Below are 16,293 nucleotides of genomic sequence, written 5' to 3'. Positions count from 1 at the left end.
ATATTCATTATTATTAGTATTCATGTATTAGGATAGGTGTTCCTATAGTGATAGTTGTCCGATCTCCTATCCGCTCTCTTACTGCGATTTGCATATTAATTTCTTCATCATTTTGTTGCAATTTATTGTTCCATTTTGGTGTATAGCCAGTCCACGTATAAAAATCTGGCTCTTTTATTTCGTCAGTTATTGTCATATCTAGTCGTGATTTTACAAAATTTATAAAACAAACAATATCTATCATACCATCTTTCCACGCTTCAACACAAGAAAAATATTGCGCATTTTTTTTAAATAAGCCATTAGTAATTTCTTTCATTTTCTCTTTATATACTTTTAGTACTTCCGGTGCTGTTTCATTCGCCGTAATCGTATAGATGATCTGAAATTGTTCCTCCTGTTCATTAATACGCACTAATAAGATTGATTCGGTAATTCCAGTGTTTTCTTGTCGGTCTGTACTGAATTTCAGTCGATTATTATCTTGATCTTTTTCTTGTATATCGAGTTGATACCCGTTGATTTTAGAAATAAAACTTTCTATGTCCGTTATTTCCATTGATTCTCTAATAGTAGTTTGCAAGTTTGATAGTTGAAGATCCTGATCATCCACTAATTCTATCAATTCGTCTATTTCCTTTTGATTCTCTATATTTGTTTTTGTCTCAGTAAGTAATTGATCTACAGAGAACATCATTCCAACCGTCACAAGCAATATAAAAAAATACTTCATTTCCCGCACTCCTTTTTTATTAGAAGTATTGGCAGGAAATAAAGTATTCATACTCTTTTTTATTATTTTGGTATGAGTAAACTTAAAAAAGGTAGATTAATTGTTGGGACCACTTTAAGAAGTCTAAGAAAAAGTTACTCACGGTTGAACCAATTGCTATCGTAATGAAGATAACCAATATTCGTGCTTCAAACACTTTATTCTTTCTAAATAATTCGTCGAAATTCAGAGCTTGAAGGACTTGCCATGTAATCACGATAAAAATGAGATGTGATAACATCCCGATCAATCCTTCTTGCGCCAAACTTTGCATCATAATATATCCCTCGTTTACTTGTTTTTCTCTATTTTAACATATATATTGACGATTCGCCTTAATCGGATATACTTTGATATTTCCCGGGAAATTTAGCTAAAATGTTATTTTATTAGATATGAGGACAGGGATATAATCCATTTTGTACCATTTCTAAGTAGATGATGGGACTAAAGAGTTGTTATAAGAATATGGGCACTCTATATAGTAGATGAGAAAGTGGAGATCTGAGAAAAATGTGCTGAATTTTCGACAAGGGAATTGTTTTTTTAGTTGAAATCTTGAAAGGATGGCATGTGATGCACTGCTTTTAGATTTACCTTTCTGTTTTCTGGGTTCTTCTTGCAACTTTGGGGGTTCTTCTTGCAACTTGAGGGATTTATTTGCAACTTGAGGGATTTATTTGCAACTTGAGGGATTTATTTGCAACTTGAGGGATTTATTTGCAACTTGAGGGATTTATTTGCAACTTGAGGGATTTATTTGCAACTTGAGGGATTTATTTGCAACTTGAGGGATTTATTTGCAACTTGAAAAGGGGCTGCGCTCAACCAGTCGGTTGAGGCAGCCCCTTTTCCTTGTTATCTATTTTCTACGACATCGATTCGGTTTAAGGCACGTTTAAGTGCTAATTCTGCCCTTCTGAAATCTATTTCATCTTGCTTAGCTTGTAAACGACGTTCTGCTCGTTCTTTCGCTGCACGAGCACGCTCGATATCAATATCATCAGGTCGCTCTGCTGATTGTGCAAGAATTGTCACTTTATCAGGACGAACCTCAAGGAATCCTCCACTTACTGCAATTCGTTGTGGATTCTCTCCTTTTAAGCGCACTGCACTAATGGACAGTGGTGCAACGAGCGGAATGTGACCTGGTAAGACCCCGAGCTCTCCACTCTCAGCTTTACAGCTAACCATTTCAAATGAATCTTCCAGAACAGGGCCATCCGGAGTAACAACACTTACTGTTAGTGTATTCAACAGAACCCCTCCTTAGGCTGGAATAAAAGCTAAAGGCGAATTAAGCCATTTGCTTTGCTTTTTCTACTACTTCTTCGATGCGGCCGACTAAACGGAATGCATCTTCTGGAAGGTCATCATATTTACCATCTAGGATTTCGCGGAATCCTTGGACAGTTTCTTTAACTGGTACATAGGAACCTGGTTGACCTGTAAATTGCTCTGCTACGTGGAAGTTTTGCGATAAGAAGAACTGGATACGACGCGCACGAGATACCGTTAGTTTATCTTCATCAGATAACTCATCCATACCTAGGATCGCGATAATATCCTGTAGTTCTTTATATTTTTGTAATGTCTGCTGTACTTCACGCGCAACATTGTAGTGCTCTTCCCCTACTACTTCAGGGTCAAGTGCACGAGATGTAGAGGCAAGTGGATCTACCGCTGGGTAAATACCTTGCTCTGATAATTTACGATCAAGGTTTGTTGTTGCATCTAAGTGAGCGAACGTTGTAGCCGGTGCCGGGTCTGTATAGTCATCGGCTGGTACATAGATCGCTTGGATAGATGTAACAGAACCTTTATTCGTTGATGTGATACGCTCTTGTAATTGACCCATTTCTGTTGCAAGTGTCGGCTGGTAACCAACGGCAGATGGCATACGACCAAGAAGTGCCGATACCTCTGAACCTGCTTGCGTAAAACGGAAAATGTTATCAATGAACAATAGTACGTCTGCACCTTTTTCGTCACGGAAATATTCCGCCATTGTCAGACCAGTTAGTGCTACACGCATACGCGCTCCTGGCGGCTCGTTCATTTGACCAAATACCATCGCTGTTTTGGAAATTACGCCTGAATCCTTCATTTCATAGTAAAGGTCGTTACCTTCACGAGTACGCTCCCCTACACCAGCAAATACGGAAATACCACCATGCTCTTGTGCGATGTTGTTGATCAGCTCTTGAATAAGTACGGTTTTACCTACACCCGCACCACCAAATAAACCGATTTTACCACCTTTAATATAAGGTGCTAATAAGTCTACAACTTTAATACCTGTTTCTAGAATTTCTGTTTCTGTTGCTAAGTCTTCAAATTGCGGAGATTCGCGGTGAATTGGATCACGGCGAACATCTGCACCTATTTCTTCGTCAAGGTCGATTTTCTCGCCTAAAACGTTGAAGACACGACCTAGCGTTTCATCACCTACTGGTACTGAGATCGGTGCGTTTAAGTCTGTTACTTCTGCTCCACGTTGAACACCTTCTGTAGATGACATCGCGATTGTACGTACAGAGTCATCGCCTAAGTGAAGAGCAACTTCTACCGTTAGTTCTTGCGCTTCACCGTTCACATCATACTGTACTTTTAACGCGTTGTAAATTTCAGGGAGATGGCCATCTTCGAATTTAACGTCGACAACCGGCCCCATAATCTGAATAACGTGTCCTTTTGCCATCGATTTCCCTCCTAACTAAAGATTTACTACCGTACGATTGTATTATTCTAATGCGGCTGCCCCACCAACAATTTCGGTGATTTCTTGCGTGATCGCTGCTTGTCTTGCACGGTTGTACTGTAATGATAAGTCATCAATAAGTTCATCCGCGTTATCTGTCGCACTTTTCATAGCAGTCATACGAGAAGCATGCTCACTCGCTTTACTGTCTAATAGTGCACCGAAGATCAAGCTCTCCGCATATTGTGGCAATAATACATCTAATATTTCTTGTTGATTTGGTTCATATTCATATGTGCTCTTTGTACCACCAGCTTCTTCTTGTAGATCTGTGAGTGGTAAAAGTTTTTTCGATGTTACTTTTTGTGAAATCGCACTGATAAAGTGATTATAGAAAATCACTAGCTCATCAATTTCTTCATCAATAAAAAGTTGTACCGTTTCAGACGTTAAGTCTTTAATATCAGCAAAATTAGGTTGATCCGAAAGACCAGTGATCTCCTGAAGAACGGGGATGTCACGTTTTCTGAAGAAGTCACGTCCCATTCTTCCTACTGCGATAACGGCATATTCATCTTTGGATTGATGCTTCTCTTGAATCGTGCGATAAACTTCACGAAGTATTCCACTGTTAAAAGCTCCCGCCAGACCTCGATCTGCCGTGATAACAAAATAAGCTGTCTTTTTCACTTCACGTGTCTGAAGCATTGGGTGCTCTGCATCCTGACCACTACCGGCTATGCTATTAACAACTTCTTTAATCTTATCACTGTATGGATCAAAAGCTTTGGCAAATTCCTCTGCTTTACTTAATTTAGATGCAGATACCATGTGCATGGCTTTCGTGATCTGTTTCGTCTTTTGCGTGGAATTAATTCGTGTTTTGATATCTCTAAGAGATGCCACGTTGTTTCACCGCCCTTTCCTAAAAGGTTGACGCTATTACTTACGAGATGTCGCTAAACGGACACTTTCGCTTTTTTATTATTACTCAGAAACGACAAATGTTTTTTTGAATTCTTCTACTGCACCGCTCATGTCGCCATCATCTGCAAGAGCTCCTGTTTCTTTGATTGTAGCAAGAAGTTCTGATTTATTGTTATCCAACCATGTTAAGAACTCCTCTTCAAAACGAGTAATATCTTCAACAGGAATGTCGTCTAGGAAACCTTTTGTTAATGCATAGATGATCATAACTTGTTTTTCTACTACTAATGGCTTATGAAGACCTTGCTTTAATACTTCTACCGTACGAGCACCACGGTTTAATTTTGCTTGTGTTGCTTTATCTAAGTCAGAACCGAATTGTGCGAATGATTCTAGCTCACGGAAAGAGGCTAGGTCAAGGCGCAATGTACCGGCAACCTTCTTCATTGCTTTGATTTGCGCAGAACCACCTACACGAGATACCGATAGACCTGCGTTAATCGCTGGACGCACACCGGAGAAGAATAAGTCGGACTGTAAGAATATTTGACCATCTGTAATCGAAATAACGTTCGTTGGAATATAAGCAGAAATATCCCCTGCTTGTGTCTCAACGAATGGAAGTGCTGTTAAAGAACCTCCACCTTTGTCGTCATTTAATTTTGCTGCACGTTCCAATAGACGAGAATGTAAATAGAATACATCCCCTGGGAATGCCTCACGTCCTGGCGGGCGGCGTAATAATAAGGAAAGCTCACGATATGCGTTCGCTTGTTTTGTTAAATCATCATATACAACTAGTACGTGTTTGCCGTTATACATGAACTCTTCACCCATAGATACCCCTGCATATGGTGCTAGGTATTGAAGTGGTGCAGGCTCACTCGCGCCGGCAGAGACAACGATTGTATAGTCAAGTGCTCCATGCTTACGTAGAACTTCTACTGTTCCACGTACAGTAGAGTCTTTTTGACCAATTGCTACATAGATACAGATCATATCTTCATTTTTTTGATTCAAGATTGTATCGATAGCTACGGTTGTTTTACCTGTTTGGCGGTCCCCAATGATTAACTCACGTTGACCACGACCGATTGGTACTAATGCGTCAATCGCTTTGATACCAGTTTGTAATGGTTCATCAACTGATTTACGATCCATTACACCAGGTGCTGGAGATTCAATTGGACGTGCTTTTGAAGTTTCAATAGGACCTTTTCCATCAACTGGTTGTCCTAACGGATTAACGACACGACCAATAAGTTCCTCCCCTACTGGCACTTCCATAATACGACCTGTACGACGAACTTCGTCACCTTCACGAATTTCCGTATAAGGCCCAAGGATTACGATCCCGACATTTGATTCTTCTAAGTTTTGTGCCATACCCATGACACCATTTGAAAATTCGACAAGCTCACCAGACATGACGTTATCAAGACCGTGTGCACGTGCGATACCATCACCGATTTCGATAACTGTACCAACATCGCTCACTTCAATGTCTGAATCATAGCTTTCAATTTGCTGTTTAATCAGCGCACTGATTTCTTCAGCTTTAATGCTCATGCCATTTCACCCCTATCGTCCTTAATTTGCTCTTCTTATTTGTCGTTCAAGACGATCCAATTTACCTTTGACAGAGCCGTCATATACTGTATTGCCAACTTTGATCTTGACGCCACCAATAACGGATGGATCGACATGGTTATTTATCTTCAACGCTTTTACATTTAATTTCTTCGTGAACACATTTTCGATTTCTTCTTTTTCCGCATCTGATAATGCGCGAACCGAATAGACCGTTGCCTCCTTCACTCCTTTTGCCTGATTAGCAAAAGTGATAAAGTGGTCGACAATATCTGGTACAATCGATTCGTTATGGCGATCTACAAGTAACGAAAGTGTATGTAATACATCCTTCGAAAAGCCTGCGAACGCTTCGTTAAGTAGCTGCTTTTTCTTTTCTACTTCTACTTTTGGATGTTGTAAAAATGAAAGAAATCCTTCATTAGTTTGGAAAACTTCTTTGACTGTTGTCAATTCTGTTTCCAGGAAATCAATGGTTTCCTTTTCTGCACCGATTTGAAAAAGAGCTTCTGCGTAACGCTTTGCTACATTCGTTTTACTCATTGCTCTTCTCCTACCTCTTTAATGTACTCACTGATCAACTGTTCTTGATCCTCTGCATTAATTTCTTTCTCGATCACTTTAGTAGCAATCTGTACTGATAAGGTTGCCACTTGTGCTTGAAGTGCTTCAACTGCTTTTTCTTTCTCGCGTGCGATATCTTCTTCTGCAGACTTCTTAATACGAGCAGCTGCTTCGTTTGCTGCTTCAATAATAGTTCGTTCCTGCTCAGTTCCTGCTTTTTTCGCATCTTCAATAATTTGTTGCGCTTCTTGACGCGTCGCTTTTAATTGTTCGTTTGCCTCACGCGCAGCTTTTTCTGCTTCCGCACGGTTTTTTTCAGCTGTATCAATTTCGTTTGCAATATGGTTTTCACGCTCTTCCATCTTGTTCATTAATGGACCCCAAGCGAATTTTTTCAATAATGCAAGTAAAATTAGAAAGCTGACAATGGCAAATGCCATATCTCCACCTTGTAAACCGCCGATTGCAGCTTGAATGACGAGCCCACCTGCTAAAAGTTGCACAGTGTTCACTCCTTCCCACGATTAGTCATCTATTTCGCTGTAACATTACATTCTTGTTTTATAGCTACGTTCGCCTTATTTTATAGGGCACTTATCGCTTTTCTTGTTGTCTAGCTCTATGTGCCAGAAACTAGCGGTTTTCCCTCAGCTTCGTTGATAAGTCAACATCGACTCATTCTTCGTCGTGTTTCCTTTATCTCCTACGCTTCAGTCCAAACCGTACGTTTCTTAACGGCACTTATCGCTTTTCTTGTTACAAAGGAATGGCGAAGGTTGTCTTAGACGAACTTCGCCATTCTATCAGATTAAGTATAATTACATTACCATGAAGGCAATAACTACGGCGAAAATTGGAATCGCCTCTACTAACGCTACCCCGATAAACATTGTTGTTTGAAGTGCACCTCTTAATTCTGGTTGACGTGCAATCCCCTCTACTGTACGACTTACGATCATACCGTTACCTAAACCAGCACCAAGTGCCGCTAAACCAATTGCAATTGCAGCTGCTAAAGCTCCCATTGTTTGTTTCCTCCTTTAAAATGTATAGATAATTAAGATTATTTTATTTTAATGGTCTGAACTCACTTTATGAGACATATAAACCATTGTTAACATAGTGAAAATAAATGCTTGGATAGCTCCAATGAATAAACTAAATCCTTGCCATGCCATCATCGGAATGATGGATATAAGCGTGAATGGTAAGGCCGCCATGGCCATTTTGGTAATAAGTGATAATAAAATTTCACCAGCAAAGATATTACCGAAGAGACGTAGACCTAGTGTTAAGGTGTTTGTAAACTCCTCAATAATTTTGAAAGGTAATAAAAACGGTACAGGGCGTACATAGTCTTTCATATATTCGCCGACGCCTTTCGTTTTCACCCCGTAATAGTGGGTTAAAATAATGACCAACGCTGATAATGATAATGTGAGCGTTGCATCAGAAGTAGGTGATTTCCACCATAGTGTATGCCCCCATACTCCCATAGTAATTACACCAAGAATGTTACTAATAAAAATGTACACTAGTAATGTTAAACCTAGCGGTAAGAATACTTTCCCTGTTTTCCAATCCATCGTATCCCCGATAATGCCTTTGACAAAATCGACAATCCACTCCATAAAGTTTTGGAAACCGGTTGGCTTCATCTGAAGATTTCTTGCTGCCAATGTACAAATAATAAATACGATAACAGAAGAAATAAACGTCATTAAAGTAGTGGACAGGTTAAAATCTAACCATGGAATGCCAAACAGATCATGAAACAGCGGTGATTCGTGATCCAATTCCTTCACCTCACTTCCTTTTGCTCGTCTTGTTTTCTGAATAGTGCAAAATCTATCATAATAACAACATAAGTTGTCATTAATCCCAAAATAACAGCCATCAAATGGAAATATTCTTCAAAGCGCATTGCGATGATAACCGCTAATGCTGCCGTGGCTAGGCGGGTAAATGTACCAATTCCTGCTGGTCGACCACCATGTGAGAGAGCTTGTCCAAAACGGTCGATCTTCCGCTGCATAACCCACATATTATAAAAGCTTAATGCTGTTCCCAGGAGGAGTCCGAGGAATATTCTTGTGAAGGGCGTAAACCCCCAACCAAGAACAAAAAGTGCAAGAAGGTAGAACATCCATTTACGTTGACGGGTTATCATATTTTTGTATTGATCCATGGTTATTCGTCTCCCGTTTTATCTCGTACGTAATGAATGGTTCCATAAAAACCGGCTCCCAGACCCAAAAAAAGTCCGATCACTAAAAAAAGTGGTGATGTGGATAAATACTTGTCTATACCTCTACCAATAAACAAGCCAATTAATGGTGCGCCAACGAGTTGTGATAAAATAGCACTATATACCGCCAGACCATGGTAAGGGCTCCTTTTTGGTGGTGACATTCTTTCACTCCTATGATACAAACGTATTACTTATGTATAAAGGAAGAAAATCTCACATATACACATGTTATTTTCTTCTGCAGTGATTTTCATCACACCTCTGTAACCCTTATCATCCACACTAAATTAGCATACAATAGGGACCCCCTATTGTCAATCGATTTCAGAGACAAAAAACAAAAATAAACGGACAAGTTTCCACACCTTTCGGCAGATCCCTTTCACTGCTAGTCACCAAGTACAACAAGCCCTTTTTTGAAAATATTGTGAAAATTCCTTCGAGTTTCGAAATAACTGATTTTATGCGGATTAAAGGGACTTTTATCCAGTCCCCTTGACCGCTTATACAAGAAAAATTATCCTGCTCCTCCTTCCCAAATTGTCTGGTATTGGTAGGTTTGATTATGGTTGGTTTCGATCGTTATATTTGCAATATATTGGGTTTGAAGCTGCTCTTGTTGTTCAACCTCTCCTTCAATTACACCTGGATTTAAATCTGTACGTTCAACTAGGGTCGTAACATATGCGAAGGTTTTGGCATCATACAGGTCGATCGTCATTTTTTCAGCCTTTTCTACTAAGTACAATTGATAATGATAACTATCTTCCAGCGGTGTTATCGTTAACTCCAATCCCATTGCTTTAGGAATATCGTGTTCTTCTGTTAGAAACATATAAGGAATTGGCGTTTCATTTACATATAGATAGTCTTGTTTGATCCCATCTTCCATTTGCCCTGGTCTTATCGTTGCTTTTACTTCTACCTTTTTCCTTTCGCCCGGCTGTAAAGTAAAGCTTCTCGGCAACTGAAAGCGAATGTCGGTATCTTGCTCTGGTAATTCAAAAGTATATTGTTTTTCATGATCTGAGATATTTTCTACGGTCACCGTACTTACTTTTTGTTCACTGTTGTCTGTTATTTTGCCAAATTGCAACAAAGACTGATGGATTAGTGTGTCTGTGTCCACTGCTGCTTTGGGATCAATTTTACCTGCCCCTTGTTCTGTAGGTTGGAAGTTTTGAAACGGATTTGCTGTCGTAAGTACCGCTGCTTTCAGTTGTGATGGTGTCCAATCTGGATGGGCTTCTTTCAGTAATGCCATTACCCCTGCCACATGTGGTGCCGCCATACTGGTTCCGCTCAATGCCTGGTACCCACCTGGTACTGTACTTAGAATACCGGCACCAGGGGCGACGATTTCTGGCTTTATTGCCCAATTAACAGTAACAGGGCCACGTGAACTAAAATCGGTAACGGTATCCTGAATCTCCTGATATTCTATGCTTAAATAGCCTGGATTCTCTTTTAGCCATTTGCCGTCTTCTTGACTAATTGCTGCTACTGGTATCGAAATATTCGGATCTACTGCACCTTCAAAGACTCCTTCTTCTTCATTGTTAGCAATTAACAGTGCTGCTGCTCCTTTTTCCTCTGCTTCTTTAGCTAATTGGGCGAACGGGATCTCCCCTCGATCCATAATCAAGATCGTATCGTGAGTGATTTTCTCCTCTTTATTCGTTACTTCCAGATCACGCGGGAATTCCCAATCAGGGGAGCCTTGCATCGGCATTATCTCAATTTTTTTGTCATGAAATCGATCGTACAAAAAAGGTTGCTCTAACTTAGGGGTCGATGCCCCAACTGAAATGACCTGATTCGCTGTTGCAGGTGAGCCAACCGTCCATAAATCAGGACCTGTATTACCATTGGCAATGACTACTGTGACCCCTTGCTCTGTAGCACGGTTAACGGCAACACTTGTCGGCCAATCCGGTCCATTAATCGAATTACCTAAGGATAGGTTGATTATATCCATTCCATCTTTGACTGCTTTTTCGATTGCCGCCATCACTTGAACAGATGTCCCGGTTCCTCCTGAGCCAAGTGCACGGTAGCCATATAGCTCCGCATCTGGTGCAACACCTTTCATCTGTCCATTCGCACCTATGATTCCCGCGACATGTGTACCATGTAACGTAGGCATACCTTGCTCAGGGGTTGTTTCCATTGGGTCATCATCAAAATCAACCAAATCATATCCACCTTGATAATTTGCACGCAAGTCGGGGTGCGTATAGTCTATTCCGGTATCAACAATTCCTACCTTGACGCCTTTTCCTGTGAAGGGTAGAGGTTCAGGTATTAAAAAAGGGACACTCTCATTAATGTTAGTCTCTGCTATTTGTGTTTGATATTCTTGAACAGAATAGGTTTGCTGAAAGTTTGTGCGTCTTTTGATTCTTTCGAGGTTACGCTGATCCGTTTTGATTGCAACGCCATTGAAGATCGTATCGTAGACAGCTAGGATTTCTACATTAGGATGATAAGTTTCTATTTCTTCGGCGAACTGATGTGGATCACCTTCTACTTCGATAATGAAGGAGTATTCAGTTGAACCTGCAATAGCTGAGGTAAATAAGAAAAGGGATAAAATCAATGACACATGAAGCACTCCTTTTGATTGGATAGGAGTAGTGTTTGCGATTGGGAGGGGAGATATGTATAGCGAGAAGCAAGATTTTTTTGACGTTGTGGACATTTGATGCGTTATAATTTCAATCTCCTTTAGGTGACTTCACGGAGATCAACTCTGTTATTTAAGGAAATTCAGGTTAAATTGTACACTTAACGAGATGTCCACTCAATGTGCTTTCAATCAGAAAATAGCATACAAATCAATGCATGCTATTTCATAAAACATCATTATTTTGTTCCGAACAAGCGGTCTCCTGCATCTCCAAGACCTGGGATAATATAACCTTTTTCATTCAACTTCTCATCAAGCGCTCCAAGGTAAATATCAACGTCAGGGTGTTCTTTTTGAATGACTTCAACCCCTTCTGGAGCTGCGAGCAAGCACATTAACTTAATATTAGTTCCTCCACGTTTTTTCAAGGAATGAATGGCATCATTAGCAGATCCACCAGTTGCTAACATTGGATCTACTACGATTAATTCACGCTCTTCGATATCGGATGGCAGTTTAATATAGTATTCGACAGGTTTTAATGTTTCTGGATCACGATAAAGGCCAACATGTCCAACTTTGGCAGCAGGAATAAGGGATAGCATGCCATCCACCATACCTAACCCCGCTCTTAAAATAGGAATAATCCCCATTTTCTTACCGCTTAATACTTTGGTTGTAGCAGTAGTGACTGGTGTTTCAATTGTTTTTTCTTCCAGTGGAAGGTCTCTTGTTATTTCAAAAGCCATTAATGTCGAAACTTCATCTACTAAAGCACGGAATTCCTTCGTCCCTGTATTTTTATCTCGTATGTACGTCAATTTGTGCTGAATTAACGGATGATCTAATACAAACACATTACTCATGAGGGAAACTCTCCTTTTTTCAAATTATTATCCCAATAACCCACAATATTCATCCTTAAAATTGTACAGAAAAACAGACAACCATGCAAGCATAAGAAAGGGGTTATTCTTTTTCTGGTTATATCGGGCACTTTTTATGATTTATCGGGCGTTCCCTCTTGGGTATCGGGCGCTTTCACATAAAACGAAAAAAGCCAGACTCCATAGTCTAGCTTTTTTAGCATTATTGATATAATGGGAATTTTGCTGTTAGAGCCTCTACACGTTCACGAGCTTCTTTTAGAGTTGCTTCGTCTTCAGGGTTCTTCAACGTTAGTGCAATAATTTTTGCGACTTCTTCCATTTCTACTTCTCCAAAGCCACGGGATGTTACTGCTGCTGTACCTACACGGATACCACTGGTTACAAACGGGCTTTCTGGATCAAATGGAATCGTGTTTTTATTTGTCGTGATACCCACTTCATCTAATGCGGCTTCAGCAACTTTACCATTTAAGTTTAAACCACGAACATCTAATAATAACAAATGGTTGTCTGTTCCACCAGATACTGTGCGAATACCTTCTGATTCTAATACTTCACCGAATTTTTTAGCATTTTTAATAATGTTCTGACCATACTCTTTGAAGGATGGCTGTAATGCTTCTTTTAATGCTACTGCTTTCGCAGCTATTACGTGCATTAATGGACCACCTTGCATACCTGGGAATACTGTTTTATCAATTTTCTTAGCAAATTCTTCTTTACATAACACCATACCACCACGTGGACCGCGTAAAGTTTTGTGCGTTGTTGTCGTTACGAAATGTGCGTGTGGTACCGGGTCTGGATGTAAACCTGCTGCTACAAGCCCTGCAATGTGCGCCATATCTACCATTAAATAAGCATTTACTTCATCTGCAATTTCACGGAATTTCGCAAAATCGATTTGGCGCGGATAGGCACTTGCACCGGCAACGATCATTTTGGGTTGTACTTCTTTTGCTTTTGCTAATACATCCTCATAATCGATTTGTTCAGATTCTTGATCTACCCCATAATCAACAAAATTGAACAGTTTACCACTAAAATTAACAGGACTTCCGTGTGTTAAGTGTCCACCATGACTTAAGTTCATACCTAGCACCGTGTCACCTGGCTCTAAAACAGTAAAATAAACCGCCATGTTTGCCTGTGCACCGGAGTGTGGCTGAACATTGACATGTTCTGCTCCAAACAGCTCTTTGGCACGATTGCGCGCTAAATCCTCTGCGACATCGACATGCTCACATCCACCATAATAACGGCGGCCTGGGTATCCTTCTGCATACTTATTGGTTAAAACAGAGCCTTGTGCTTCCATTACCGCTTCTGAGACAAAGTTTTCTGAAGCAATCAATTCAATCTTATCGTTCTGGCGCTTTCTTTCATCTTCCATCGCTTGGAAAATTTCTGCATCAAAATTTTTTACTTGATCCATTTTTTGCTCCCCCTAATAATTTTTGGTAGGTGTTTTTTACATTATTCGTTATTTACATGATCTTATTATAAAATAACATCATTTTTCAAATAATTCTATACTTTTTCACGAATAAAAACAAGAAAATATGCACCTTTTATTCGTAAAAATAAAAAAGGTGCATATATAGCTCGTTCGTTAACTCGGATATACTGCTCTTGGGCCACCAATTAATTTTGGTCTTGTTCGTGCATTTGTGGTTCTTGCATGACCTACGTAACGCTTCTCCATTCGAAGTGGGATTGCTACAGGTTTCAGCTGCATGCCAATCATCGTTTCGCCGATATCGATACCGGCATCCGCTTGAATCGACTCAACTACCACCGCATCTTCTAAATGGTCATATGCGTATGCCGCCATCGAGCCGCCAGCTTTACGAACTGGCCTTACTGACACTTGTTCAAGCTTTCGTTCACGCATGATTTTCTTTTCTAAAACGATCGCTCGGTTCAAGTGTTCACAGCATTGGAAACATAACTGAACACCCGTTATATCCTTTAAGCGAGTTAGTTCACGAAAAATCATGGCTGCTACTTCTTCACTGCCTGCTGTACCAATACGTTCCCCAGCGACTTCACTAGTCGAACAACCAACGACAAAAAGGTCACCTTCGGAAAGAAGTTCGAGTGAAATCCATTCATCCACAATTGTTTTGAGATCTAATCCCCATTGATCGAGTTTCATGGATTTTCCCCTCATTTCATTTATTCTCGTAATCTGATACTTTTCCAATTCGGTTAGCATGACGACCACCTTGGAACTCTGTACCTAACCATTCTTTGACAATTTCCCTTGCCAAACCAGGTCCAATGACACGTTCTCCCATTGCGATCATATTCGAATCGTTATGTTCTCGAGTTGCTTTAGCACTAAAAACGTCATGTACTAGTGCAGCACGAATGCCTTTTACTTTGTTCGCTGCGATCGACATTCCGATTCCTGTTCCACAAATCAAAATACCACGATCAAATTCTCCACTTGCTACGCGTTCAGCTGCCGGAATTCCATAATCAGGGTAATCAACAGAATCTGCACAATTACAGCCAATATCTTCATATTCAATATTTAATTCTTCTAATAGAGATGCAACTTCTTTAGATAAATGAATCCCACCGTGATCAGATGCTAAAATGACTTTCATCGCAATTATTGCTCCTTTTTTTATAAAAGTGTTGTTTAGCTTAGCTTAAATTGCTCAATCTTTATTTTCAAGTTTTGTGCTTGTTGATCGAGCGAGATCGCCAACTCTTCTAAATTTTCGGCAAAACCTGCCTGTTCCTCAACAGTAGCTTGCATTTCTTGGGCACCAGCAGACGTTTCTTCCGCAATCGCAGCAACATTCTGTGACTTCGCTTGTGTTGCTTCGATTTCTTGTAACTGATTGTCTACGAGCTGTGATATTTCTCTGATAGCGGATGCTACCTGGTGGACCGAATCTGACATGTTATCGATCACTTGGTTCGTTTCTTCCCCTTTTTTCACTTCTCCACGTGTTTCATCAACCTGTGTACGCATATTGCCTACTACCAATTCGACATCTTTTTGCATATCCTGAATCAAGTTAGAAATGGTTTGCACAGCGTCAGAACTTTGATCCGCTAATTTCCTCACTTCTTCAGCAACAACCGCAAACCCTTTTCCTTCTTCCCCTGCTCGAGATGCCTCAATCGATGCATTCAATGCCAAAAGATTCGTTTGTTCACTAATGTCCCCTACAAGCGAGATAACATTTTCGACTTCTTTCGCCTTTTGGGATAATCGATTCACGTCATGAAGCGCATGATCCTGATTATCTGCCAACTGCATAATCCCTGAAAGTAACTGATTAATGACTTCCTTGGATTCATTTAACTGCTGGACCATCTCATTTGATTTACCTTGTGAATCTTCTGCTTTTTGATCAACTTGGGTAGCTAAACGAGTGGAATTTTCGACTGCTTCTGCTGTTTGTTGAATCGCATCAGAAGTTTCCTCAGCACCTGTCGAAATTTGACCTATCGTGTCTTCTAAGACATCTGTCTGTTGTTTTGTTTTAGATGCAGCATCTTTCATTTTATGTACAGATTGCGATGTTTCTGACGCATGTTGTTCAATTTCCGTTAAAACTGTTTTTAAATGGTGCACCATTTTTTGAAATGCGATCGTTAATTCACTGATTTCATCACCTTGAGTTCTCGGTTGTTCAATCTCGACATTTAAATCTCCGTCTGCCACTTTTGCCGCAACATTTTTCAGTTTATTAAGTGACCGCGTAATAAATCCAGCTGCAAAGAACGCTAAAATACCTGACCAGATAATCCCTAGTGTTAATGTACCTAATACATACCACACCTCTGGAATATTAATAAACTCTCCTATTATATCTTTTAGAACATAAATAAATAACGCACTAGTAGAGTATGTAATAAGAGCTAGCAAAGTTGTAAATATTACCAATCTTATTCTCAGACTTACCCCTTTTTTTGTTTTCCCTTCCATTTGACTTCCTCCTCAAA

General features: G+C 40.0%; 18 protein-coding genes. All 18 read right to left on the bottom strand.

The genetic code is table 11. The annotated features are described in order from the left end of the window. Positions 1-13 precede the first annotated feature (13 nt). The gene (locus J5J03_RS15580) at positions 14-733 is read right to left on the bottom strand and encodes a YwmB family TATA-box binding protein (protein ID WP_208590747.1); all 720 of its coding nucleotides are present in this window, start codon (positions 731-733) and stop codon (positions 14-16) included. A gap of 82 nt (positions 734-815) precedes the next feature. Then, entirely contained in the window at positions 816-1,049 is a 234-nt protein-coding gene (locus J5J03_RS15575; RefSeq protein WP_208590745.1) for a DUF1146 family protein, read from the bottom strand. A gap of 581 nt (positions 1,050-1,630) precedes the next feature. Further along, positions 1,631-2,029: a F0F1 ATP synthase subunit epsilon gene (locus J5J03_RS15570; protein ID WP_208590743.1), complete on the bottom strand. Its 399-nt coding sequence runs from the start codon at positions 2,027-2,029 to the stop codon at positions 1,631-1,633. Positions 2,030-2,069: 40 nt separating this feature from the next. Continuing rightward, a complete protein-coding gene (atpD, locus tag J5J03_RS15565) occupies positions 2,070-3,473 on the bottom strand; it encodes a F0F1 ATP synthase subunit beta (protein WP_153834867.1) in 1,404 nt (467 codons plus the stop codon). A 42-nt stretch (positions 3,474-3,515) separates the two neighbouring features. Further along, positions 3,516-4,379: an ATP synthase F1 subunit gamma gene (atpG, locus tag J5J03_RS15560; RefSeq protein WP_208590741.1), complete on the bottom strand. Its 864-nt coding sequence runs from the start codon at positions 4,377-4,379 to the stop codon at positions 3,516-3,518. Between the two features lie 81 nt (positions 4,380-4,460). After that, entirely contained in the window at positions 4,461-5,969 is a 1,509-nt protein-coding gene (gene atpA, locus J5J03_RS15555; protein ID WP_208590740.1) for a F0F1 ATP synthase subunit alpha, read from the bottom strand. Positions 5,970-5,990: 21 nt separating this feature from the next. After that, positions 5,991-6,533 (bottom strand): F0F1 ATP synthase subunit delta, encoded by a 543-nt coding sequence (locus J5J03_RS15550; RefSeq protein ID WP_208590739.1) that lies wholly within the window; start codon positions 6,531-6,533, stop codon positions 5,991-5,993. Then, complete coding sequence (gene atpF / locus J5J03_RS15545) at positions 6,530-7,057, bottom strand: F0F1 ATP synthase subunit B (protein ID WP_208590738.1); 528 nt, start codon at positions 7,055-7,057, stop codon at positions 6,530-6,532. Before atpF ends, J5J03_RS15550 begins: the two co-directional genes overlap by 4 nt. Before the next feature lie 315 nt (positions 7,058-7,372). After that, entirely contained in the window at positions 7,373-7,579 is a 207-nt protein-coding gene (gene atpE / locus J5J03_RS15540) for a F0F1 ATP synthase subunit C (protein WP_018930781.1), read from the bottom strand. Between the two features lie 48 nt (positions 7,580-7,627). Then, positions 7,628-8,350 (bottom strand): F0F1 ATP synthase subunit A, encoded by a 723-nt coding sequence (gene atpB / locus J5J03_RS15535; RefSeq protein WP_208590737.1) that lies wholly within the window; start codon positions 8,348-8,350, stop codon positions 7,628-7,630. Between the two features lie 5 nt (positions 8,351-8,355). Then, a complete protein-coding gene (locus J5J03_RS15530) occupies positions 8,356-8,742 on the bottom strand; it encodes an ATP synthase subunit I (protein WP_208590736.1) in 387 nt (128 codons plus the stop codon). Positions 8,743-8,744: 2 nt separating this feature from the next. Next, on the bottom strand, positions 8,745-8,966 hold the full coding sequence (locus J5J03_RS15525; RefSeq protein ID WP_208590735.1) for an AtpZ/AtpI family protein: 222 nt from the start codon (positions 8,964-8,966) through the stop codon (positions 8,745-8,747). A 356-nt stretch (positions 8,967-9,322) separates the two neighbouring features. Then, entirely contained in the window at positions 9,323-11,410 is a 2,088-nt protein-coding gene (locus tag J5J03_RS15520) for a S8 family serine peptidase (protein ID WP_208590733.1), read from the bottom strand. Between the two features lie 260 nt (positions 11,411-11,670). Next, positions 11,671-12,300, bottom strand: a complete 630-nt coding sequence (gene upp / locus J5J03_RS15515) for a uracil phosphoribosyltransferase (protein WP_018930786.1) — start codon at positions 12,298-12,300, stop codon at positions 11,671-11,673. Positions 12,301-12,523: 223 nt separating this feature from the next. Then, the gene (locus J5J03_RS15510; RefSeq protein WP_208590731.1) at positions 12,524-13,759 is read right to left on the bottom strand and encodes a serine hydroxymethyltransferase; all 1,236 of its coding nucleotides are present in this window, start codon (positions 13,757-13,759) and stop codon (positions 12,524-12,526) included. A 177-nt stretch (positions 13,760-13,936) separates the two neighbouring features. Then, a complete protein-coding gene (locus J5J03_RS15505; protein WP_208590729.1) occupies positions 13,937-14,482 on the bottom strand; it encodes a TIGR01440 family protein in 546 nt (181 codons plus the stop codon). 16 nt (positions 14,483-14,498) lie between these two features. Further along, positions 14,499-14,939, bottom strand: a complete 441-nt coding sequence (gene rpiB, locus J5J03_RS15500; RefSeq protein WP_208590728.1) for a ribose 5-phosphate isomerase B — start codon at positions 14,937-14,939, stop codon at positions 14,499-14,501. Between the two features lie 35 nt (positions 14,940-14,974). Then, the gene (locus J5J03_RS15495; RefSeq protein WP_208590727.1) at positions 14,975-16,276 is read right to left on the bottom strand and encodes a methyl-accepting chemotaxis protein; all 1,302 of its coding nucleotides are present in this window, start codon (positions 16,274-16,276) and stop codon (positions 14,975-14,977) included. Positions 16,277-16,293: the final 17 nt, after the last annotated feature.

The organism is Gracilibacillus suaedae (assembly GCF_017599345.1).
Classification (GTDB): Bacteria; Bacillota; Bacilli; order Bacillales; family Amphibacillaceae; genus Gracilibacillus; species Gracilibacillus suaedae.
This window is presented reverse-complemented; position numbering and strand designations above follow the sequence as displayed.

Bases quoted from the DNA above. Each gene is read 5' to 3' on its own strand.
- J5J03_RS15580 (WP_208590747.1), bottom strand. From the start codon at position 733: ATGAAGTATTTTTTTATATTGCTTGTGACGGTTGGAATGATGTTCTCT.
- J5J03_RS15575 (WP_208590745.1), bottom strand. From the start codon at position 1,049: ATGATGCAAAGTTTGGCGCAAGAAGGATTGATCGGGATGTTATCACAT.
- atpD (WP_153834867.1), bottom strand. From the start codon at position 3,473: ATGGCAAAAGGACACGTTATTCAGATTATGGGGCCGGTTGTCGACGTT.
- atpA (WP_208590740.1), bottom strand. From the start codon at position 5,969: ATGAGCATTAAAGCTGAAGAAATCAGTGCGCTGATTAAACAGCAAATT.
- J5J03_RS15550 (WP_208590739.1), bottom strand. From the start codon at position 6,533: ATGAGTAAAACGAATGTAGCAAAGCGTTACGCAGAAGCTCTTTTTCAA.
- atpE (WP_018930781.1), bottom strand. From the start codon at position 7,579: ATGGGAGCTTTAGCAGCTGCAATTGCAATTGGTTTAGCGGCACTTGGT.
- J5J03_RS15530 (WP_208590736.1), bottom strand. From the start codon at position 8,742: ATGGATCAATACAAAAATATGATAACCCGTCAACGTAAATGGATGTTC.
- J5J03_RS15525 (WP_208590735.1), bottom strand. From the start codon at position 8,966: ATGTCACCACCAAAAAGGAGCCCTTACCATGGTCTGGCGGTATATAGT.
- upp (WP_018930786.1), bottom strand. From the start codon at position 12,300: ATGAGTAATGTGTTTGTATTAGATCATCCGTTAATTCAGCACAAATTG.
- J5J03_RS15510 (WP_208590731.1), bottom strand. From the start codon at position 13,759: ATGGATCAAGTAAAAAATTTTGATGCAGAAATTTTCCAAGCGATGGAA.
- J5J03_RS15505 (WP_208590729.1), bottom strand. From the start codon at position 14,482: ATGAAACTCGATCAATGGGGATTAGATCTCAAAACAATTGTGGATGAA.
- rpiB (WP_208590728.1), bottom strand. From the start codon at position 14,939: ATGAAAGTCATTTTAGCATCTGATCACGGTGGGATTCATTTATCTAAA.
- J5J03_RS15495 (WP_208590727.1), bottom strand. From the start codon at position 16,276: ATGGAAGGGAAAACAAAAAAAGGGGTAAGTCTGAGAATAAGATTGGTA.